Consider the following 23179-nt stretch of genomic DNA (forward strand, 5'->3'; position numbering starts at 1 on the left):
CGCTTTATTATTCAAACGATTTGCTTTTGCTATATCAATATGAAGTACTAGATGAGTATGGTTACTCATAACTGCGTAAGCACAAACATCAATACAAAATATACGACCAAGTTGAAGTAGTTTCTTTTCAACCCAATCGCGCCTGTGTTCATATGAACGACCAGTTAGTGGGTCTTGCCCGCACAAAAAAGCGCGACGAACGCAGCGTGAAATGCAGTGATAATAAGGCGTGTTTGAAACGCTAATTAAGTTTCTACGTGGGGTTGCCATGCTCTTCTCCTCCATGAGTTGAACACTATAAGCTTAGCTGTAATTCCAAAAATTGAGAAATATTAAGTTGGATGTCTACATAAATTTAGTCTTTATATATGAAGCTCGGTTAACTCTTCAAATTTAAAATGGGTGTCTTAATAAATTAAAAAAGCTCAGCGGTGCTGAGCTTGCTTTAAATTAGGGTGTACTTTGCAAGTGAATGATTACGAAAATGCCTTTTCGCTTAGGAGTTCTTGCATTTGTTCGCGCATTTTAAATTTTTGAAGCTTGCCTGTTACTGTCATTGGGTATTCTTCAACAAAGCGGATGTGCTTTGGTACTTTGAAATAGGCAAGTTTATCTTTTAAAAAATCACGAATGGCATTTTCATCAAGTACCGCATCATCTTTTGGTTTGATCCAGGCGCACACTTCTTCGCCGTATTTTTCATCGCTAATACCAAATATGGCTGCATCTTGAATACCTGGATAGGTGTAAAGTACTTCTTCTATTTCTCTTGGATAAATGTTTTCTCCACCGCGAATGATCATGTCTTTTATCCGGCCAACGATAGCAACAAAGCCATCTTCGTCCATCACACCTAAGTCACCAGAATGTAACCAGCCGTCTTGATCAATTGTTGCTTTCGTTTTTTCTTCATCATTCCAATAGCAGCGCATAATTCCAGCACCACGGCTACATACTTCACCCGGTATACCAACTTTTTGAATATCACCCAGCTCGTCGATGATTTTCACTTCAGTATGGGCTAATGCACGGCCCACTGTGGTAACTTGTTTTTCGAGAGGCGAGTCGGTTTCGGTTACGTTATTTATCGGGCTACATTCAGTTTGGCCATAACCAATTACAACTTCTTTCATATGCATTAATGAGTGAACTTTACGCATAACTTGCTCAGGGCAGGTTGAGCCGGCCATTACGCCTGTTCGGAGGCTAGATAAGTCATAGTTTGCAAAATCTTTAAGCTCTAACTCGGCGATAAACATTGTTGGAACACCATGTAAGCCTGTACAGCGTTCTTTTTCAACAACTTCAAGGGTTGTTTTAGGGTCGAAAGAATCACCCGGAAAAACAGCGGTAGCGCCTTTACTTATACATACTAAATTGCCAAGCACCATACCAAAGCAGTGATATAGCGGTACCGGAATACAGAGTTTATCTTCATGTGTCAGCTTCATCGCTTGGGCCATCAAAAATCCGTTATTGAGGATGTTTTTATGGGATAAGGTCGCTCCTTTTGGATTACCCGTAGTACCAGAAGTAAATTGAATATTGATATCTTGGTCACAATGTAAAGTGGCCGCAATGGCATCAAGCTCCAGCTTATGGGCATCTGTAGCGCGCTGCATGATATCGCTAAAGCTAAACATGCCAGCAGCAGGTTCATCACCAATACGAATAATGTTTTTTAGGTGTGGCAGGGCGTTTAAATTTAATTTACCTGCTTGTGAATCTGCAAGCTCCGGTGCGAGCTCATTGAGCATGTTTATATAATTACTGGCTTTAAATTCAGTTGCTGTGATAAGTTTTGAGCACTCAACACTATTGAGTGCGTATTTCAATTCGCTTGGTCGATATGCAGGGTTAATGCACACCATGATTGCACCAATTTTAGCTGTGGCAAATTGAGTTAAACACCATTCGATATTATTGGGTGACCAAATTCCAACACGATCGCCAGGTTTAACGCCAAGTGATAATAATCCCATTGCTAACTGGTTAATCTGCTGCTGGTATTGTCTATAGTTTAATCGGATCTGTTGATGATGAACCACAATTGCGGGGTGATCAGGGTGATTGTCGACAATATTATCAAGGTACTGTCCAATTGTTTGTTCTATCAATGGAATGTCTGTACGGCCTTGATAATAGCTTTGAGTAAGTGGAAGCGCATTACAGTGTGTGTTCTTTGTCTGCATTGTATTCTCCGTGTCCGGTTAATTTGTTGTCATGGACTTGATGCAAAAGAATTGAAACAACCATTTAAGTTGATTTCAAAACATGCGTACCTGATTAACTAAACATAGATTGTCGACAAAGAAAAGCTTTATAAGACTAATGTACAGAGTGTAATTTTAATAAAGCAGAATAAAGAATGGGTTTTGAGGTATAAAAAAACGTGCCGTAGCACGTTTTTTTAAGAATAAGCAGCAATTAAGCTTTTGACTCATCTTGCTTATAAGTTTTACGCATGATGTACACGTAAGCACTAATGAATGCGTTTTCTTGGAATTTTTTCAGGCCTGTGTCTTCAAAATCAATAGGCACTGGGTTGCGCTTAAGCTGCTCTTTGATTTCAGTTGCAGATAAAATTTGCACATCTAAGCGTTCAATTAACTGAATAGCCGTTTCCATTTTGAAACCTTTTGCGCTGCCAGCAAACTTACCTTTAGCTTGGCGCTCTTTAATTGCTACAGAGTCAATTTGGTAATCCTCCATTAATTTTTTGAAATCAAATTGGAATTTACGCATTACTTCTGTGTCATTACCATTGCCTAAGGTAAAACGTGTTTGTCTGACATCACGTATATCAAATACGTCATTGTCTTTGGTTAAAATGCACAGCAGTACATCACTACCTGTAATTTCTACACCACATGTTCTCATGGTCTTTCTCTAAATAACTTAATTTGCGCAATTATAGCAATTAACGTTATGAAAAACAGGTGCTTTAAAAATGAATTTTAATAGAGATAACACCGTGGTCACTTACACTAATATCTTCGGTTAATTTACTTGGCGAAATATGCTTATCATAACTTTCGTAGTCGAGCACTTTAACTTTCGAAGCTTGGCAATCGGGATTAAAATGCGCTGAAGCAAGAATATAATCTAATACATTCCCTTTTCCTTGGTAATAATGGCTAAATGGTTTGTTTTTATTATCATAATATGAGCGGCTAAACTCATAGCTGTCGGTCAGACCAACAACGAGTTCGTTCTGTTCTATACAAGGTTCACAGCGAGTGGGGTGAAAGCCTTGAGTCATAAATGATAAAGTTGGGCTGGTAAGTACATCATTAAAGTCTCCCATAACAAGTGTTGCACATTGCATTTCTCGCTGCGTTTTCAGTGCATCATAATAGACAATAGACGCTTCTAATGAGCGGGATATTTGCGACTGCATGGTACCTACCGTTTGATGTAGTAACTGCAGGAGCGGATCTTCAAGGTTATGAATATTAAGAATGTGAGCCATTGATTGCACACGCTGTGACTTAAAATGAACAACATAAAAACAGACTTCACCAAAATCAGGTAAATCAATGATGCATTTAATCGGTGTGCGATTAAATTTGAACTCATTTTGATTGTTTAAGTACTCAAGTAATTCAGGGCATGGCGTCAGTGCATCGGCTGATTTAAACGGGTATTTACTCGCAATTGCAACTACAGGGTTGAATAACACTTGCGGATAGAGCGCATCATGGGACGGGCTATCGACTGTTTTAAAATAATCATAACCCGCTTCTTTACACTGCACTTCTAATGCGTGTTGACTAAACACTTCTTGAAATGCCACCACATCAGGGGTTGACTCACTTAAGAAATTAGCAACAAATAATTGTTTTTGCAGCCATTGTGTATTGTTATAGCGTTCATGTAATTGGTAAAACGAGTAGGGTGGCGCGGTATAATTTAATAAGTTAAATGTAGCAAACTTGAAAGAACGCGTGTTTGGCATTTTCATCACCCTAAAAGTACTGACTCATTAAGTATGAAATGAGTTAACTAATTGTCAATTTACTCTTCTAACTACTTGTATTTGAGCACGTGAGCAGCGACAATAGCCGCTTGTATTTGCGAAGACTCAGTAAATACAAGCTTAAATAGCAATGCTTATTCGTAAAAGCGTTGCAGAGTTACATAAAATTTTTTTAAAAATATTACATGTGATGCATTGTAGGCATCACCACTGTATTAAGGATTTATAATGCCAGTTATTACCCTCCCTGACGGCAGTCAGCGTAGTTTTGAAAACCCAGTAAGCACATTTGACGTAGCGAGCGATATCGGTCCAGGTCTTGCCAAGGCAACGATTGCAGGCCGTGTTAATGGTACTCGTGTTGATGCATGTGACTTAATCACCGAAGATGCGCGTTTAGAAATTATCACAGCAAAAGATGATGATGGTTTAGAGATTATCCGTCACTCATGTGCGCACCTTATTGGTCATGCAGTTAAGCAGCTTTTCCCTGAAGCAAAAATGGCAATCGGTCCGACCATCGATAACGGTTTTTATTACGATATCGACATGGAACACTCTTTAAGCCAAGATGATTTAGATGCTATCGAAAAGCGTATGCTTGAGCTTGCTAAAACAAACTACGACGTTGTTAAAAAGACCGTAAGCTGGCAAGAAGCACGCGATACTTTTGAAGCGCGTGGTGAAACATATAAAATGGAAATCCTAGACGAGAACATCGCGAAAGATGATCGTCCAGGCTTATACCATCACGAAGAATACATCGACATGTGTCGTGGTCCACACGTTCCAAACATGAAGTTCTGTCAACATTTCAAAATCATGAAAGTGGCAGGTGCTTATTGGCGCGGTGATTCTGAAAACAAGATGCTGCAACGTATCTACGGCACTGCATGGGCAGATAAAAAGCAACTTAAAGCGTATTTAAAACGCTTAGAAGAAGCTGAAAAACGTGATCACCGTCGTATTGGTAAAGCGCTTGATTTATGGCACTGGCAAGAAGAAGCGCCAGGCATGGTGTTTTGGCACAATGATGGCTGGAGCATTTACCGTGAACTAGAAGACTTCGTTCGTGAAAAATTACGTGAGTACGATTACGAAGAAGTTAAAGGCCCATTAATGATGGATCGTGGTTTATGGGAAAAATCAGGTCACTGGGACAAATACGCAGATGCGATGTTCACAACTGAATCTGAAAAGCGTGAATACGCAATCAAACCAATGAACTGTCCGGGTCACGTACAAATCTTTAACCAAGGTTTAAAATCATACCGTGATCTTCCATTACGTATGGCTGAGTTTGGTTGTTGTCACCGTAACGAACCATCAGGTGCATTACACGGCTTAATGCGTGTACGTGGCTTTACTCAAGATGATGCGCATATCTTCTGTACTGAAGAGCAAATCATGGATGAAGTTTCTGCATGTATCAAAATGGTTTACGACACATACGAAACGTTTGGTTTTGAGAAGATCGTTGTAAAACTATCTACTCGTCCAGAAAAACGCATCGGTGAAGATGAAATGTGGGATAAAGCTGAGCTTGCGCTAGCTGATGCATTAAAAGCAAACGACATTGAGTTTGATTACCTACCAGGTGAAGGTGCATTCTACGGTCCTAAGATTGAGTTTACACTTTATGACTGTTTAGACCGTGCATGGCAATGTGGTACTGTACAGCTAGACTTCGCATTACCAGGTCGTTTAGGTGCAACTTATGTTGCTGAAAATAACGAACGTCGTACACCTGTTATGATCCACCGCGCGATTTTAGGTTCAATTGAGCGTTTCATCGGTATTTTAACTGAAGAATACGCTGGTTTGTTCCCAACGTGGCTTGCTCCTAAGCAAGTTGTGATCATGAACATCACGGACAAACAAGCAGATTATGTGCAAGAAATTGTACAAAAATTAAATAAACTTGGAATTAGAGCCGCTGCTGACTTGAGAAATGAGAAGATTGGCTTTAAAATCCGTGAACATACGTTAAAACGTATTCCATATTTACTTGTTGTTGGCGATAAAGAAGTTGAACAACAAGAAGTGGCAGTACGCACTCGCACAGGTGAAGACCTAGGCAAATTTAGTGTTGATGATTTCATTGCAAAAGTAAGCGAAGAAATTAAAAATCGACAATAAATCATGAGCGTGTAGGGCAAAACAAACAGCCAACTACACGCTTTTTATTTTATATTCTTGGAGGATCGTACCATTAGAGGCGGCAAGAAAGGGCAACAAACAGCTCAAAAAAATCGTATCAACGAAGATATTACAGCTAAAGAAGTTCGTTTAATTGGCATCGACGGCGAGCAAGCTGGCATCGTGTCATTAAAAGAGGCGCAAGCTATCGCTGATGATGCGGGTGTAGATCTTGTAGAAATCAGTCCTAATGCTGAGCCACCTGTTTGTAAGGTTATGGACTACGGTAAGTTCATCTTTGAAAAAAGCAAAGAACTAAAAGAACAAAAGAAAAAGCAAAAGCAAATCCAGGTTAAAGAAATCAAATTCCGTCCAGGTACGGATGAAGGTGACTACCAGGTTAAGCTACGCAACTTACGCAAGTTCTTAGAAGCGGGTGATAAAGCTAAAATCACTATCCGTTTCCGTGGTCGTGAAATGGCTCACCAAGAAATTGGTATCGAATTATTAAACCGTGTTAAAGCCGATTTAGAAGATGTTTCACAAGTTGAATCATTCCCAAATCGTGTTGAAGGTCGCCAGATGGTTATGATGATGGCACCTATTGCTAAAAAGCAATAAACAGGGTATATTACGCACCGATTTTATTTCAGGTCTGCAAGTGACAGTTTACTGTTCACCTGAAATAACCGGTTATAAGTAAGGTTGCACTGCTTTTGTAGTGAGCCTTCACCGGATTATGGCAGTAAGTTAGGCCTTAAAAAGTAGAGCTATTTTTATATCTCTCGCCTGCTTGCTAATTTTTAAGCAATACATTTGGAGTTATTGCAATGGCTTACAAGCTAAAAACTCACAGAGGCGCGGCTAAGCGTTTCAAGAAAACTGCTTCTGGCGGTTTCAAGCGTAAACAAGCGCATCTTCGTCACATTCTGACTAAGAAAACTTCTAAGCGTAAATTACACTTACGTCCTAAGATGATGGTTCATAAGAATGACCATGGTCTAGTTTCACGTATGTTACCATTCGCTTAATAGGAGTCTTCAGAAATGGCAAGAGTTAAACGCGGTGTTATCGCACGTGCACGTCACAAAAAAGTTTTAAAGCAAGCTAAAGGTTACTACGGAGCACGTTCACGTGTTTACCGCGTAGCTTTCCAGGCAGTTACTAAAGCGGGTCAATACGCTTACCGTGACCGTCGTGCTAAGAAACGTACTTTCCGTCAACTTTGGATTGCACGTATCAATGCAGCAGCTCGTCAAAACGGTCTTTCATACAGCCGTTTTATCAATGGTCTTAAAAAGACTTCTGTAGAAATCGATCGTAAGATCCTTGCAGATATCGCTGTTTATGACCAAGTTGCATTCGCAGCGCTTGTTGCAAAAGCAAAAGAAGGCCTAGCGGCTTAATTTCGCTTTTCATAAAGTTTAAAAAGGAGCCTAGTGCTCCTTTTTTTGATCTTAATTAATATTCATAACTAACAACGATTTTGCATAGCGTATGTCGTTTGCTCCATTTTTTTGTTGAATCACCGCAGTTTACGCAATCCATTCAGATTAGTTGTTATAATTTCCCCAATATAGAATAAGTACCGCACTTGAGAGTGATATGTTTGCGAGTTTAGTGTTTTTATCTGCTGCAGTAACTTTAGACAGCCACTTACCCCCATTATTGCCATGGCAAGGCGATAGTGTGTCTTTAATGCAAGAAAAAGGACCTTTAACCACAGATTTTGAATTAAGCGAAGGCACTTTATCGCCTGATTATGCAGACACTATGGCGTTCGTAGATCGCCTTGTTGCCGCAAACCCAACACAATTCAAAGTAACGACTATTGCGACAAGCAGTGCGGGTCGTGCGGTTAAGATGTTAGTGGCGAATGAGCAAGGTTTGTTTGATGCCAAACAACTTGTTGCTGATACAAAACCAACCATCTTTATTCAAGCAGGCATTCACAGTGGTGAAATTGATGGCAAAGACGCCATGTTTATGTTGCTACGCGATATTGCAACAGGTAAACGCCGCGATATTCTTAGCAAAGTCAATATTCTTTTTATTCCTATTTTAAACGTTGATGGTCACGAGCGTAGTAGCCAATACAACCGAATTAATCAGCGTGGCCCAGTAGAAATGGGCTTTAGAACGAATGGTCTAAATTTAAATTTAAATCGTGATTACACTAAGCTTGATACACCCGAAGTACGAGGTGTGATGCAGGTTATTAATCAATTTAAGCCAGATTTATACGTGGATGTCCATGTAACCGATGGCGCTGATTATCAGTATGACGTGACCTACGGTTATAATCCGGTTTTTTCGAGTGAATCACCGAGTGTCTCACAAGCGCTGGATAATCTATTTAAACCTGTTATTGATGCCAAACTCGAAAAAGCAGGGCATATTCCTGGTCCACTTGTGTTTGTAATGGACAAGCGGGAATTTAAAAAAGGGTTAGCGGGTTGGGTGGCAACACCACGTTTTTCAAATGGCTGGGGTGATTTACGTTCATTACCGACTATCTTAGTTGAGAACCACTCTTTAAAACCTTATAAGCAGCGCGTATTAGGTACTTATGTATTTATTGATGGTGCCATTGATGCTTTAGCTGCAAACGATAAAGCCCTTAATGAAGCAGTTCAAAAAGAGCTCGATTTCAAACCTACGCAATTAGTTGTTGAACGTGGTTATGCAAAAGAGCCAGATACCATCGAATTTAAAGGGATCGCCTATTCAAGAACTGAAAGCGCATTGTCTGGGCAACCTGAAGTTAAATATTTAGGTGAAGCTAAAAACTATGACGCTTTGCCTATTTTTTGGCAAAAAGAAGTTAAAAAGACTGTTAACGTACCTGCTGCGTTTTATATTCCGCCGGCGTACAGCCAATTGGTAAGTAAGCTTAAATTACACGGCGTAGAGGTAACGACGTTGAATGGTTCTGTTTCTGAGCCATTAACGCAAGCAAGCGTTGCTGATTACTCATTTGCAAAAGCACCTTTTGAAGGACGTTTTCGTGTAGAGGCGACATTTGATTACAATACCGTAGAAAATGTCGATATGACCAGCTGGTACAAAGTCTCAACTGAGCAGCCATACTCAGAACTGGCTACACACTTACTACACCCAGAAGCACCAGATTCATTCTTTGCTTGGGGCGAGTTTAATACTATTTTTCAGCGCACTGAATACGTTGAGAATTACGCTTTAATGCCGTACGCACGTCAAATGCTAAAAGAAAAACCTGCATTGGCTTTAGAGTTCGATAAAAAAATTCGTGAAGATAAAAACTTTGCTAAAGATGCTGATGCGCGCTTGCATTGGCTTTATGAGCGTACACCGTTTTATGATCAAGGCTATTTAAAATACCCAATTTTAATGGCGTTTGAGCAGTTACAAAAAGGACAATAACATGAAAGTGAAAGCTGTTCCTGTTACTGGCTTTGCGCAAAATTGCCGCATTATTATTTGTGAGCAAACGAATAAAGCGGCCTTGGTTGACCCTGGTGGCGATGCTGAAAAACTTCAAGCAGAACTTGCTGCTTTAAGTTGCCAATTGGAGGCAATTTATTTAACACATGGTCACTTAGACCATGTCGGCGCTGCAAAGCAACTCGCAGAGCATTTTAGCGTTGATATCATTGGCCCACATTTAGATGATAAATTTTGGTTTGATGCCTTGCCAATGCAAGCGCAAATGTTTGGTTTTGCACCAATTACACCATTTTATCCAACGAAGTGGCTAAATCATGGCGATACAATCACAGTGGGTGAACTTGAATTATCTGTACGCCATTGCCCAGGGCATACGCCTGGTCATGTTGTTTTTTACCACCAAGCTTCAGAACAGCTGATAGTGGGTGACGTGATTTTCCAAGGCTCTGTTGGTCGTACTGACTTTCCAAAAGGGGATAGTGCGCAATTAATCGAATCAATTAAGTCTGAGATTTTATCATTCTCTGATGAAGTTGCTATTTTGCCAGGCCACGGTCCGAATACCACCGTAGGGCATGAGCGAAAAACAAATCCATTTATTAGTGGGCGTTTTGGTTGATATTTACTCGCAATAATGGCTAATTTTTTAATTAAGTGGATTGGTATAAAGTTGCAATTTTTTTGCACAAACAGTAGAAAATAGGCAGACTGATATTTAAATCAGTTATATAATTTAACCAGTATTTTTACAGAAAAAGAAATAAAATGTCTCTGAACCAAGTAGATCGCCAAATTTTGGCATTATTACAGCAGGATGCTAGCTTATCTACGGCAGAAATTGCCGATAAAGTTGGTTTATCTCAATCTCCATGTTGGCGTCGTATTGCTAAGCTTGAGCAAGATGGTTATATCAAAGGTAAAGTTGCTTTGCTTGACGAGAAAAAGCTTGGCTTTGATATGTTGGTTTATGCCCATGTTCGTCTATCTAACCACGGTAGAACGAACCTAGCTGAGTTTGAACGTTTAATTATGAGCTATGATGAAGTAACCGAGTGTTACAGTATGGCGGGTACGATGGACTTCATGCTTCGTATTATTTCAAAAGGTATTGAAGGTTATGAGCAGTTTGTTCGTGATAATCTACTAAACCTTGAGTTTGTTCAAGAAGTTCACTCAAACGTGACCATGACATGTGTTAAGCGTAGTACGTCTTTACCTCTTTAATCTTTTTCTACTACGTTTTATTTTTCGAAAACGGTTAGTGCTTTTAGGTACTAGCCGTTTTGTTGTTAATAATTGTTAACTTTTGCGGATTTTGCTAGAATTCTGCGCCTTGCCGAAATGCATTCACTATAAAGAGGATCTTAATGTTTAACTTACTCAGCAAAGCGCCAAGCTCTGCTAAAAACGATATTCTATCAGGCCTGACTGTTGCGTTGGCATTGGTACCAGAAGCGGTTGCGTTTGCTTTTGTTGCTAATGTTGAGCCTTTGGTTGGTTTATATGCCGCATTTATTGTTGGCTTAATTACGGCTATTTTTGGTGGTCGTCCAGGTATGATTTCTGGTGCTACCGGTGCACTAGCCGTTGTAATGGTAAGTTTAGTTTTAGATCATGGTGTAGAGTATTTATTTGCAACCGTCTTATTGATGGGGATTCTGCAAGTACTCGCAGGTATCTTCAAGCTTGGCAAGTTTATTCGCATGGTTCCGCACCCTGTAATGCTTGGTTTTGTAAATGGTCTTGCGATTGTTATTTTCTTGGCGCAACTGGGTCAATTTAAAGTACCAGACGGTATGGGTGGCCAACAGTGGATGGAAGGGCAAGCACTTTATATTATGCTTGGCTTAGTAGCGTTAACTATGGCTATTATTCATTTCTTACCTAAGCTAACTACTGCTGTACCTTCATCGTTAGCTGCCATTGTAACGGTAACAGCGATTGTGATTGGCTTTGATTTAGAAGCGCGCACTGTACTAGATTTCTTAAAAGGAATGACAGGTAATGAGCAGGCAACGATCGCCGGTGGCTTGCCGGAGTTTCATATTCCTATGGTGCCATTTAATCTTGAAACATTAAAAATTATCTTCCCTTACGCTTTAGTTTTAGCGGCGATTGGTTTAATTGAATCGTTATTAACACTGACCTTAATTGACGAAATTACTGAAACCCGTGGTCACAGTAACAAAGAGTGCATTGGTCAAGGCGCTGCAAACATTACCTGTGGTTTCTTCGGTGCAATGGGTGGTTGTGCGATGATTGGTCAATCTATGATCAATATTAACTCGGGCGGTCGTTCACGTTTATCTGGTATTAGTGCCGCAATAATACTGCTAGCATTCATCATTTTTGCAGCCAGCCTCATTGAGATGATCCCACTCGCTGCCTTAGTTGGCGTAATGTTCATGGTTGTACTTGGTACCTTCGAGTGGGCAAGCTTCAAAATGATGAAGCGTGTACCTAAGTCTGATGCTTTTGTTATCGTACTTGTTTCTGGCGTAACCGTAGTAACAGATCTTGCGATCGCGGTATGTGTGGGTGTGATTGTTTCGGCTTTAGTTTTTGCTTGGCAGCATGCGAAACACATTTACACAAGCAATTACATTGATGAGCAAGGCTCTAAAGTGTACGAGCTTCATGGTCCTTTATTCTTTGGTTCGGTTAAGAACTTTGCCGAGTTATTTGATGTTAAAAATGACCCAGAAGACGTGATCATTGAATTCAAACATAGCCGTGTTGCTGATCACAGTGCGATTGAAGCGATTGACAGTCTTGCAGAAAAATACGCAAAAGTGGGTAAGAAACTGCATTTGCGTCATTTAAGCCCTGATTGTATTCAACTATTACACAATGCGCGTGATTTAGTTGAAGTGAATGTGATTGAAGATCCAAATTATAAAGTGGCTTCAGATAAACTAGCTTAAAAATAAAGCAGAGAAAAAGCGAAGGCTGTTGTGGCCTTCGCTTTTTTAATGTCTGAAGAATGCGGTAAGGCTATAAAAAATTAAGATAGGCGGCAGTGCTTTGCTCTCGTGACTATCGGTATAATAAAAATAATTATGAAAGGTAATCTGATATTTTGAATTGGCAATCATTAGTTGATAATCGACAACGCTTTTTCTGGGTTTTGCAAATTGCAGGCTGGATAGGGTATGCGTTAGTTAATTATATCGGCTCAAAAGTCTTTGAAATGCGTGATATTTACGTATTTGTTATTGTATTAAACGCTTATGCAGGCTGTTTAATGACAGTACCTTTACGTTATATGTATCGTAAAGTGTGGAATGCCTCACCTTGGGTATTAATGGTTGTCGTTTTTGGTGCTTCCTATGTAACTGGCACATTATGGGCCGTTGTACAAAAATTCAATTTATGGGAAATCTACCGTCACGGTTACCGTCCAAATGAATGGTTTTATTACTTTCAACAAGGTTTAGATTCAGTTTATATCATCCTTTGTTGGAGTGGTTTGTATTTTGGTATTAAGTATTACCAGCTATTGCAAAGTGAGCGTCAAAAGGCTCTAAAAGCAACCACTATGGCTCATGAAGCTCAGCTGAAAATGCTGCGCTATCAACTTAATCCGCACTTTTTATTTAATACCCTAAATGCAATCTCAACCTTAATTTTGGTAAAAGAGAACAAAGATGCAAATTTAATGGTGTCAAAATTGAGTGACTTCTTACGATACACACTCAATACTGACCCAATAAAAAAGGTGCCGTTAGAGCAAGAAATTCATGCCCTCATGCTGTACTTAGAAATTGAAAAAGTACGCTTTGATGAACGTTTACAAGTCAATGTAGATGTAAGCGAGCAGGCAAAAGAAGCCTTGGTACCAAGCTTGATCCTCCAACCTATTATCGAAAACTCGATAAAGTATGCGATAGCGCAACTAAATGAAGGTGGTGTGATTGATATTAAAGCACAAGTTTTTGCAAATGAACTATTATTGGAAGTAGGCGATAATGGTCCTGGCACTGAGCTTAAAAATGGCCAACTGGTTAATTCTCAAGGCGTTGGCATAGCTAATACACAGGACCGCTTAAAAACACTTTATGAGAACAACTACTCGTTTGTTCTCTCTGACAATACGCCAAGTGGATTAAAAGTTAATCTGCGCGTTCCGTTTGAAAAGGCTGTTAAGAAATGAGCAAAATTAGAACTTTGATCGTTGACGATGAACCGCTAGCAAGAAAGGGCTTAGCTGTTCGACTTTCTGAATTTGACGATTTAGAAGTCATTCGTTTATGTAGCAATGGTCAAGAAGCAATTGATGAATGCTTATCGGGCAATATTCAATTGGTTTTCTTAGATATTCAAATGCCAAATATGAACGGTTTTGAAGTTGCAAGAGCACTTAGCGAGAGTGTTAATCCATTACCCGCTATTGTGTTTGTAACGGCTTTTGACCAGTTTGCAGTTAAAGCATTCGAGATTCATGCGTTGGATTATATTCTTAAACCAGTCGATGACAACAGACTAAAACAGGCGGTAGAAAAAGTGCATACCTATTTAAAAACGCAACAAGATAACGCCCATAAGAAAAAACTAGCGAGCTTTGTTGCAGGTATTACAGGCAATAATTGCGAAGAAATTTTAAAGAAGTTAGCAACGGGCGATAGCCTTGCTGATCGTCGTTACCCGGAATCATTAGCAGTAAAAGAGCAGGGCGAAATTGTTCGTGTGCCAGTCATTACGATTCAATGGGTTGATGCGGCTGGTGATTATATGTGCCTTCATTGCCAAGATGGGCAAACACATATCCTTCGTAAAACAATGAAAGAGCTTGAACAAGAGCTTGATCCACAACTATTTGTGCGAGTTCATCGCAGTGCCATTGTGAATACAAAGCAAATTAGCAAACTTGTAACTCAAGTAAGCGGTGAATATCTTTTAGTGTTAGATAATGGCCAAGAACTAAAAGTAAGCCGTAGCTATCGCGATAAAGTGAAAGCAGCTCTGGCGAGCTAATACCAACCCGCAATAATACTTAATCATTTTGAGGGATCAAACCTGTCGCTAACTGCGTTAAAAATTTCTCATTTAGAACAACTAAATAACGAAATTTTTGCCTTGTAATCAACGAGGTTTTATTGCCTCAAAATAGACTACTTAATTAAGCGGATTGGTATAATAGCTATTCAAAATTTAATAAGTTAAAAACAAAAAAGGCGCAATTATTAATTGCGCCTTTTTAATGAAAATTTGTAATAGTTTAAACTGTTACAATCTTCATAGTGTTAGTTGCACCAATCGTTTCCATTGCATCACCATGAGTTAAAATCACAGTATCACCTGCAACTAGTGAGCCTTGCTCAACAAGTGTGTTTAATGCATCACGTACCATGCTTTCGTCTTCACACTTCGTTGAATCAAAGAATACAGGATAAACACCACGGTAAAGTGCTGTTTGGCCCAGCGTACTTGGATGACGTGATAATGAATAAATTGGTAAACCAGAGCTGATGCGTGACATCAATTTAGCTGTGCTACCTGATTCAGTCAGAGTCACAATTGCTTTAACAGAATCTAAGTGGTTAGCTGCATACATCGCAGATAATGCAATTGATTCAGCATTTGATGAAAAACGGCTGTCTAAACGGTGCTTAGAAACGTGTGTTTCTTTTTGTGATTCAGCACCTAAACAAACGCGAGCCATAGTCGCTACTGTTTCTTCAGGGTAGTCACCAGCGGCTGTTTCAGCAGATAACATAACTGCATCAGTACCATCTAATACGGCGTTTGCTACGTCCATAACCTCTGCACGTGTTGGCATAGGGTTATCGATCATTGATTCCATCATTTGTGTTGCAGTAACAACGGTACGGTTAAGTGAACGAGCACGGCTAATGATAAGCTTTTGTTTACCAACTAGGGCTGCATCACCAATTTCAACACCTAAGTCACCACGCGCAACCATCACTGCGTCAGAAGCAAGTACGATATCGTCAATTGCTTCAACAGTTTCAACGGCTTCTGCACGTTCGATTTTTGCTAATAGTTGTGCGTTTGAGCCAGCAGCTTCTGCTAAAGAGCGAACATAACGCATGTCATCACCACTGCGTGGGAATGAAACAGCAATATAATCAACGCCAATCTCAGTGGCAGTGATTAAATCTTCTTTATCTTTATCAGTGAAAGCAGGGGCTGTTAAACCACCGCCTAAACGGTTGATACCTTTGTTATTTGAAAGTACGCCACCAACAGTAACAGTCGTGTGAACTAGGTCACCGTCAACGCTATCTACTGTTAATTGAATTAAACCGTCGTTTAATAACAGTAAGTCGCCTGTTTTAACGTCGTTAGGTAGCTCTTTATAGTCGATACCTACTGCATTAACGTCGCCTTGGCCTTTTTCCATTTTCGCATCAAGGGTAAATTTTGCGCCAACTTCTAGGTTTACTTTACCGTCTTTAAACGTTGATACACGAATTTTAGGACCTTGTAAGTCTGCAAGGATAGCAACGTGTTTGCCTAAACGCTTAGCAATGCTGCGTACCGATTCTGCGCGGTCTTTGTGATCTTGTGCTACGCCATGTGAGAAGTTCAAACGAACCACATTTGCACCTGCACGAATAATTTTTTCTAGGTTGTTATCGCGATCGGTTGCCGGTCCAAGGGTCGCAACAATTTTTGTGCGTCTTAGCATCAAATTCTCCTGTGCGCTCAAATATATTAAGCGAATTGATGGTTATCTATTAAAATGTCGTGCTATAAACCTTTAATATCGGCTTATACATAAGCACAATGTAGAACTCATAAGTAAAAAATGATTGTTTTTACTTATGAGAATCTGGCTCTTTGTATTAATTATAGAGTATACAAAGGGTGAATGACGTTATTATGACACCGGTGTCAGTTAGCGTCAATACACATACCTTTTTAAAGGGTATTATAAAAATCTGGTCCGATGCCTTGGTTATTTTGATATACTGGGGGCAACGTCGCTTCATGATTTCGATGATTTATCTCAAGTTGGCTGTCAAGCTCGCATTTTTGGGCTGCTTGGGTATAATGCGCGCGTAATTATTTTGATTAACTAACCAATAGTTGTTACCGAGGAGGACACTAAATGCAAGTTGCATTAGTAGGGTTAGGCGTTATGGGTAAAAATCTTGCCCTCAACCTGATTGAAAAAGGGCTGACATTAGTAGCTTATGATAAAAACCCAGATGCGGGTGCCGAGTTACTAAGCTGTGCGAAAGCACTAGGTTTGGCAGACCGTTTACATATTGTGTCTGATTTAAATGATATGGTTAGACGCTTAGAGCCGCCTCGTTCGATTCTTCTTTTAGTTCCTGCTGGTGAATTGGTTGATAAAGTATGTACAGAGCTTGCAGAAGCAGGTGTTGACTGTGATGACATTATCGTAGATTGCGGCAACAGTAACTACAAAGATGGCATTAGCCGTAAACTTAAATATCAAAACAAATTTGAATTTGCCACTATGGGTATTTCTGGCGGTGCAGAAGGCGCACGTCACGGTCCTGCAATGATGGCAAGTGGTTCAGAAGGCGGCTGGGAGCGTGTTGAGCCGTGGTTTGAAAAAGTAGCGGCAAGCTACAAAGGTGAGTCGTGTTTTGCACGTGTAGGCCAATCTGCAAGTGGTCACTTTGTGAAAATGGTTCATAACGGTATTGAATATGCGTTAATGCAATTAATTGCAGAAATGTATCAACTATTACGTTTAGGTACTAATCGTTCACCAAAAGAAGTGGCTGACATTTTCAATGAATGGTCTGAAGGCACTTTAAATAGCTACTTACTGTCAATTTCAAGCCATATCTTAAGCCTTGAAACGACAGAAGGCGAGCCGCTAGTTGATTTAATCGACAATAAAGTTGGCGCGAAAGGCACGGGTTTATGGACTGCACAAAATGCTCTAGAGCTTGGTATTGCAGTGCCATCACTAGTTGCAGCTGTTCAAGCACGTCACTTAACAAATACGTGTGATACGCATGCTGCTAAAGAAATGACTTACGCTGCTAAAGCAACTGATACCGTTGATTTAGACTTAGCAGAGCTAAAAGATGCATTCACATTGGCAAGTTTACTTGCTTACCGTCAAGGTTTAGCCCTTATCAAAGGTGCGTCTCGTGCTCATCAGTGGAAAGTAGATCTTTCTAAAACGCTACAAACGTGGCGCGCAGGTTGTATCATCCGTGCTGATTACTTAGACAATGTCGCTGAAGGTGTAGAATTTATTGATTCTATGCAGCGTGAATCAGCAGCATTACGTAAGGTAACGGGTGCAGCAGTTGCATCTGGTCTTGCATTCCCAGTGTTAACTGCAACGCAAACTTACATTGCGACGTTAACAACACCAAGTAATGGTCACCTTGTTCAAGCACAACGTGACTACTTCGGTGAGCATGGTATTAAAACTCACAGTGGTGAGATATGCCATTTAACAGACTTAGTTGAGATTGACGAAAAAGTTCGTTAATTATCAAAAAGCATAAAAAAGGCACCAATTGGTGCCTTTTTTCTATTTGCTGCATTAACGACTTAGCTCACCGCGCAGGTTGTCTTGCATCAAGTGACGAATTGTTTCTACTTCAAGCTTTTGACTAAATAAGTAGTGTAACTTGGTCAAACAGGCTTCTAATGTCATATCGTAGCCACTGATCACACCACAATTTAATAAGGCATTACCGGTTGCATAACCGCCCATATTAACTTGGCCTTTTAAGCACTGCGTTAGATTAACAATCACCATACCGCGTTTACTTGCATCATTAAGAATATCTAAAAATGCGGGATCTTGCGGGGCATTACCGACTCCAAAACTTAATAACACAAGTGCTTTGATGTCGTCATTAACTAAACTTTTAACCACTTTTGGGCTGATCCCAGGATAGAGATAAAGCACACCAATTGGCTGTGGTGTGATATTTGACACCTGTAGTTCGTTATCAACATATGGGCTAAGTTGCCCTTTGATCAGTTGAATATTAATTCCAGACAGTGCTAATGGTTCAAGGTTTGGTGATGCAAAGGCATCAAAGCCATCAGCATGGGCTTTTGTTGCACGGTTACCACGGAACAACTGGTTATTAAAAAACAGGCTTACTTCAGCAATTGGGTAATTAGCGGCTAAATACATGGCATTAAGTAAGTTTACTTGGCCATCAGAACGAAGTTGCGACAATGGAATTTGTGAGCCTGTCACAATCACAGGTTTTGTTAGGTTTTCGAACATGAATGACAAAGCAGAAGCTGTGTAGGCCATGGTATCGGTACCATGCAAAACCACAAAGCCATCATAGTCTTGGTATTTACTCTTAATATCGTCAGCAATTAATTGCCAGTGGGCAGGGGACATATCTGAAGAATCAATGAGCGGGCAATATTCGTGAATATCAAACAAAGGCATTTCATCACGATTAAACTCTGCATTATTGACCACTGTTTCGGTTAAAAAACCTTCCGCTGGAACATAGCCACGGCTCGATTTTTTCATACCGATAGTACCACCCGTATAGGCGATATATATACGTTTACGTTTCATAAAAAAAGCCCAGTTAAATAACTGGGCTTAGTATACCTAAAATCGCTTAGCTAAGTAACTTATTGAATTACATTACACACTAAACAACGAGCGTAAACGCCTTGTGGATCGTTGTAATCTTTTAGATTATCGATCTCACTACTTAACTGATTAATAAGGCTTTGTAAGTTAGCTTGTGTTGCGAGTACTGAGTGTGATGAATCAGACTTAGCAAAGAAGCTCTTAACAGCCGCGGTGCCAAAGATATCTTGCAGCATTTGCTCTTGTGGTGTTAATGACTGTTTGATGGTCTTAACATCATAATGATTAAGCTTAGCAAGCTCAGCTGCCGCCTTAATTGCATCTTGCTTATCGCCAAGTTTATCAACTAAACCCAGTTCTTTTGCTTGAGTTGCAATCCATACACGGCCTTGGGCAATTTTATCAACTTGCTCAGGCGTCATGTTACGTGCTTCAGCCACTACATTTAAAAAGCGTTTATATGCATTTTCAACGCTCATTTGAATGATGTCTGACATTTTCTCGTCAAGTGGGCGTGCAATAGAGAAGCCAGCAAGGTCAGTTGTTGCAACACCATCTGAGTAAATACCTAATTCAGCCATGGTATTTTCAAACGTCATGAAAGTACCAAATACACCAATTGAACCTGTAATTGTGCTAGGGGCTGCCCAAATTTCATTGGCTGCAGATGCAATCCAGTAACCACCTGATGCAGCCACTGAGCTCATTGAAGCGATAACCGGTTTACCCGCTGCTTTAAGAGCTAATACTTCAGCACGGATAACTTCAGAAGCAAACATACTACCACCACCTGAATCGATGCGTAGTACAACGGCTTTCACTTTGTCATCAAGACGTGCTTTGCGAAGCAGGGCAGCAGTAGAGTCTCCACCGATTTCACCTGCTTTACGTTCGCCATCGACAATGGTGCCTTTAGCAACAACCACAGCTACTTTTTCAGTAATTGGGTTATCGAACTCAACAGGCGGTTTTACAAGGGATAAATACTCACGGAAGCTTACTTGTTTAAATGTTTTACCTGTTTCTTCTGCACCCACTAACTCAATAAGCTGTTGGCGAATTTGTTGTGAGGTTTTTAAAGAATCAACCCACTGATTATTTAGCGCGTATTGGCCCGAGTTACCGTCAACTGCTTGCATTTTTGCAAGGTAAACATCCATGTCTTCATCGAAATTGCTTTCATCGAATGGACGGCTCGCAGCAACGTCAGTCTTATACTCGTTCCAAAGTGCAGTTAACCAAACGCTATTCGCTTCTTTTGCCGCATCTGACATATCATTACGAATGAATGGTTCAACCGCTGATTTATAAGTACCCACACGGAAAATATGTTGAGTTACTTTTAATTTTTCAAGTGCATCTTTGAAGTAAAGCGGGAACATACCGTAGCCTTCAATGCTCACACCACCATAGGGGTGCATAGACACTTCATTAGCATGGGCAGCAATATAATATTGTGCTTGTGTATAGTAGTAGCCCGTTGCAATAACTTGCTTGCCTGCATCTTTAAAGGCATCAATTGCTTTCGTTATTTGTTTTAGCTTATTGATGTGAGCACTTGGCATTTTTTGTAGATCAAGAAGCATCACACTGATGCGATCATCTTTAGTTGCTTGGTTGATCACCTCAATGACATCATCAAGAAGAATTTCTGATGGTGCTTCTTTACCCATAGTTGCATCGTTGATTGCTGCTTCAACAGGATCAACATAGGTTTTTTCTTCAACAATAGGGCCATTTAAGTTCAGGCGTAGCACGGTTCCGTCTGCTACTTTTACTTGGTCTTCTTCACCTGTGATGGCAACAAAGAAGAGTATTACTAGTAATAGAAATAATATGTTTAGGACCAAACGGCGGGAGAAATTAATCCCGGTCCAAATGCCTTTAAATATCTTTGCTAGCAAAATAAATCCTTAATTCAGTACAGCTTAGTAGTGATCTCATCTTAGCTTAGAATAACTTTAAAATTAACTGTTAAATAGTAACAGAGTGTTTAAAACGACAATTTGCTACAGATTAATTAGCAGTGAAAAGTTGATTATTCTAAGTTATTGCCGCAGAATCTATTTCAAATAGAGGTTCGACCAGTTAACGGGGCACACAATGTTAGAACAAAAATTACAATTACCGCATACCGAACTTCGTAATCGTTTGGTTATGGGCTCAATGCATACCGGCTTAGAAGAAGGCTGGCATAACCGTAAACGCTTACGTGCATTCTACGAAGCACGTGCTAAAGGTGGCACGGGTTTAATCATTACAGGTGGCTACAGCCCAAATATTCGTGGCAAGTTATCTCCGTTCGCATCAACATTTAATTCTTTCTATGATGTGATCAAGCACAAAGCATATACTGATGCAGTGCATCAACATGGCGGAAAAATTTGCTTACAATTATTGCATGCAGGTCGCTACGCGTATCATCCATTCAATCAAGCACCAAGCTCGATTCAGGCTCCTATTAATCCATATAAACCTAAAGAAATGTCGTTAGGTTCAATTAAAAAAACCATCAAAGACTTTGCAAACTCAGCAAAACTGGCTGAAAAAGCAGGCTATGACGGTGTTGAAATTATGGGTTCTGAAGGCTATTTGATTAATGAATTCATGGCTAACCACACCAATAAAAGAACAGACATCTATGGTGGTAGTCTAGAAAACCGCATGCGCTTGGCGGTAGATATTGTTAAAGCTGTACGCGCTAAAGTAAGTCAAAAGTTCATTATTGTATTTCGTTTGTCTGTGATGGATTTAATTCCTAATGGATCAACGCCTGATGAAGTAAAGCAACAAGCCCTGGCACTTGAACAAGCTGGCGTTGATATCTTTAACACGGGTATCGGTTGGCACGAAGCTCGTGTCCCAACCATTGCCAGTATGGTACCAGCAGGTGCCTTTAAAGAAGCATCAAAACGCTTAAAAGATACGGTATCAGTGCCAGTTATCGCGGTTAACCGTATTAACACTCCAGAAATTGCCAATGGAATTTTAGAAGCAGGCGAGTCTGATTTAATCTCAATGGCGCGTCCTTTATTAGCAGATCCAGAGTTTTTCAATAAATACGTTAATAATAAGTCTGAACAAATCAATATTTGTATTGGTTGTAATCAGGGTTGCTTAGACCATGTGTTTAAAAATAAACGTGCCACCTGTTTGGTTAACCCACAAGCGGCTTTTGAGTTAGATTACAGCCTTGAAAAAGCTCCATCTTCTCGATTAGTTCTGGTTGTGGGTGCTGGCCCTGCTGGCCTTGCTGCAAGTTGTTACTTAGCAGCGAAAGGTCACAAAGTGACTTTAATTGAACGTAAAGAACAAATGGGTGGCCAATTTAATTTAGCCATGCAAGTGCCGGGTAAAGAAGACTTTAACCATACCCTTAACTACTTTACTAATGAATTAAAGCGTTTAAATGTCGATTTACAGCTCGGTACTGAATTTACTGACAATATGCTCAATCAATACGATGATGTGGTTTTTGCAACAGGCGTACGTCCGCGCGAAGCCAAAATAGAATGCGGTGATGGCAAACGTGTATTCGCTTATGATGAAGTAATTCGTGGTGAAGTAGAACTCGGTGAGAAAATTGCGATTCTAGGTGCCGGTGGTATCGGTTTTGATATGGTTGCCTTTTTAAGTGAACACAAAGGCCAAACAATTGAGCAATTCAAAACTCAATGGGGTATTGAATGCGAAGCTAAGCCTGAAAAAGACAATCGCCAAATTTATATGCTTAAGCGAAGCGCAGGGCGTTTTGGTAGTGAACTGGGTAAAACAACGGGTTGGATCCACCGTCAAGTTGCCAAACAGCATGGTGTTAAACAAATCGCTGAGTGTCAGTATCTAAGCTTTGATAAGCAAGGTTTGAAGATAACGGTAAAAGGTGAAGAGCAAATCCTCGATGTTGATACCGTGATTGCTTGTATTGGTCAGGTATCAAATACTGAAACGTTCGACAATCAAACCGAAAACGCGAAAGTACACGTTATTGGTGGCGCAAAACTAGCTGCCGCTATCGATGCTAAACGTGCAATTTTTGAAGCGTTACAAGTCGCTCGTAAAATTTAATTGAAAGTAAACTAGAAAACGTGCGGTCTATGTGA

At 40.1% G+C, this 23179-nt stretch carries 18 protein-coding genes and 1 pseudogene; 12 read left to right on the forward strand and 7 right to left on the reverse strand.

Going from position 1 to position 23179, the window contains the following annotated elements:
• The 4 genes and pseudogenes from JIG37_RS07530 to JIG37_RS07545 form a co-directional block, all read right to left on the reverse strand.
• Positions 1-270 (reverse strand): annotated as a pseudogene (locus JIG37_RS07530) (transposase); the annotation flags it as partial.
• A gap of 206 nt (positions 271-476) precedes the next feature.
• Positions 477-2192, reverse strand: coding sequence for an AMP-binding protein (locus JIG37_RS07535; RefSeq protein ID WP_199529092.1), 1716 nt, complete (start codon positions 2190-2192; stop codon positions 477-479).
• Positions 2193-2427: 235 nt separating this feature from the next.
• Entirely contained in the window at positions 2428-2880 is a 453-nt protein-coding gene (locus JIG37_RS07540; protein ID WP_138601074.1) for a DUF3010 family protein, read from the reverse strand.
• A gap of 64 nt (positions 2881-2944) precedes the next feature.
• Complete coding sequence (locus JIG37_RS07545; RefSeq protein WP_138601076.1) at positions 2945-3958, reverse strand: endonuclease/exonuclease/phosphatase family protein; 1014 nt, start codon at positions 3956-3958, stop codon at positions 2945-2947.
• A gap of 249 nt (positions 3959-4207) precedes the next feature.
• On the opposite strand from JIG37_RS07545, the gene thrS reads away from it, so the two are divergent.
• The 10 genes from thrS (at position 4208) to JIG37_RS07595 (ending at position 14518) form a co-directional block, all read left to right on the forward strand.
• Positions 4208-6118 carry a threonine--tRNA ligase gene (thrS, locus tag JIG37_RS07550; protein WP_054554889.1) on the forward strand — a complete coding sequence of 637 codons (1911 nt, stop codon included), beginning with the start codon at positions 4208-4210 and terminating at the stop codon, positions 6116-6118.
• 57 nt (positions 6119-6175) lie between these two features.
• On the forward strand, positions 6176-6739 hold the full coding sequence (gene infC / locus JIG37_RS07555; protein WP_082389338.1) for a translation initiation factor IF-3: 564 nt from the start codon (positions 6176-6178) through the stop codon (positions 6737-6739).
• 209 nt (positions 6740-6948) lie between these two features.
• A complete protein-coding gene (gene rpmI, locus JIG37_RS07560) occupies positions 6949-7149 on the forward strand; it encodes a 50S ribosomal protein L35 (RefSeq protein WP_054554888.1) in 201 nt (66 codons plus the stop codon).
• Positions 7150-7164: 15 nt separating this feature from the next.
• Positions 7165-7524: a 50S ribosomal protein L20 gene (gene rplT, locus JIG37_RS07565; protein ID WP_036968189.1), complete on the forward strand. Its 360-nt coding sequence runs from the start codon at positions 7165-7167 to the stop codon at positions 7522-7524.
• Positions 7525-7723: 199 nt separating this feature from the next.
• Positions 7724-9520 carry a M14 family metallopeptidase gene (locus JIG37_RS07570; RefSeq protein ID WP_194441422.1) on the forward strand — a complete coding sequence of 599 codons (1797 nt, stop codon included), beginning with the start codon at positions 7724-7726 and terminating at the stop codon, positions 9518-9520.
• Position 9521: 1 nt separating this feature from the next.
• Complete coding sequence (locus tag JIG37_RS07575) at positions 9522-10163, forward strand: MBL fold metallo-hydrolase (protein WP_199529093.1); 642 nt, start codon at positions 9522-9524, stop codon at positions 10161-10163.
• 146 nt (positions 10164-10309) lie between these two features.
• Positions 10310-10768, forward strand: coding sequence for an Lrp/AsnC family transcriptional regulator (locus JIG37_RS07580; RefSeq protein WP_036968198.1), 459 nt, complete (start codon positions 10310-10312; stop codon positions 10766-10768).
• 143 nt (positions 10769-10911) lie between these two features.
• The gene (locus JIG37_RS07585; protein ID WP_054554885.1) at positions 10912-12468 is read left to right on the forward strand and encodes a SulP family inorganic anion transporter; all 1557 of its coding nucleotides are present in this window, start codon (positions 10912-10914) and stop codon (positions 12466-12468) included.
• A 155-nt stretch (positions 12469-12623) separates the two neighbouring features.
• The gene (locus JIG37_RS07590; protein ID WP_199529094.1) at positions 12624-13697 is read left to right on the forward strand and encodes a histidine kinase; all 1074 of its coding nucleotides are present in this window, start codon (positions 12624-12626) and stop codon (positions 13695-13697) included.
• Positions 13694-14518 carry a LytTR family DNA-binding domain-containing protein gene (locus tag JIG37_RS07595; RefSeq protein ID WP_054554883.1) on the forward strand — a complete coding sequence of 275 codons (825 nt, stop codon included), beginning with the start codon at positions 13694-13696 and terminating at the stop codon, positions 14516-14518. The genes JIG37_RS07590 and JIG37_RS07595 overlap by 4 nt, the downstream gene beginning before the upstream one ends.
• A 244-nt stretch (positions 14519-14762) precedes the next feature.
• Here JIG37_RS07595 and pyk read toward each other — a convergent pair whose 3' ends face one another.
• Positions 14763-16196 (reverse strand): pyruvate kinase, encoded by a 1434-nt coding sequence (gene pyk / locus JIG37_RS07600; RefSeq protein ID WP_199529095.1) that lies wholly within the window; start codon positions 16194-16196, stop codon positions 14763-14765.
• A 423-nt stretch (positions 16197-16619) separates the two neighbouring features.
• On the opposite strand from pyk, the gene gndA reads away from it, so the two are divergent.
• Positions 16620-17993 (forward strand): NADP-dependent phosphogluconate dehydrogenase, encoded by a 1374-nt coding sequence (gene gndA, locus JIG37_RS07605; RefSeq protein WP_054553937.1) that lies wholly within the window; start codon positions 16620-16622, stop codon positions 17991-17993.
• Between the two features lie 54 nt (positions 17994-18047).
• Here the strand turns inward: gndA and ansA are convergent, their stop codons facing one another.
• Positions 18048-19058, reverse strand: coding sequence for an asparaginase (gene ansA, locus JIG37_RS07610; RefSeq protein ID WP_054561413.1), 1011 nt, complete (start codon positions 19056-19058; stop codon positions 18048-18050).
• Between the two features lie 59 nt (positions 19059-19117).
• A complete protein-coding gene (sppA, locus tag JIG37_RS07615) occupies positions 19118-20983 on the reverse strand; it encodes a signal peptide peptidase SppA (protein ID WP_199529096.1) in 1866 nt (621 codons plus the stop codon).
• Between the two features lie 199 nt (positions 20984-21182).
• Here sppA and JIG37_RS07620 point away from each other — a divergent pair, with 199 nt between their 5' ends.
• The gene (locus tag JIG37_RS07620; RefSeq protein WP_199529097.1) at positions 21183-23144 is read left to right on the forward strand and encodes an NADPH-dependent 2,4-dienoyl-CoA reductase; all 1962 of its coding nucleotides are present in this window, start codon (positions 21183-21185) and stop codon (positions 23142-23144) included.
• The last annotated feature ends 35 nt before the right edge of the window (positions 23145-23179 follow it).

The organism is Pseudoalteromonas sp. bablab_jr010, from assembly GCF_016464105.1.
Taxonomy (GTDB): Bacteria; Pseudomonadota; Gammaproteobacteria; order Enterobacterales; family Alteromonadaceae; genus Pseudoalteromonas; species Pseudoalteromonas simplex.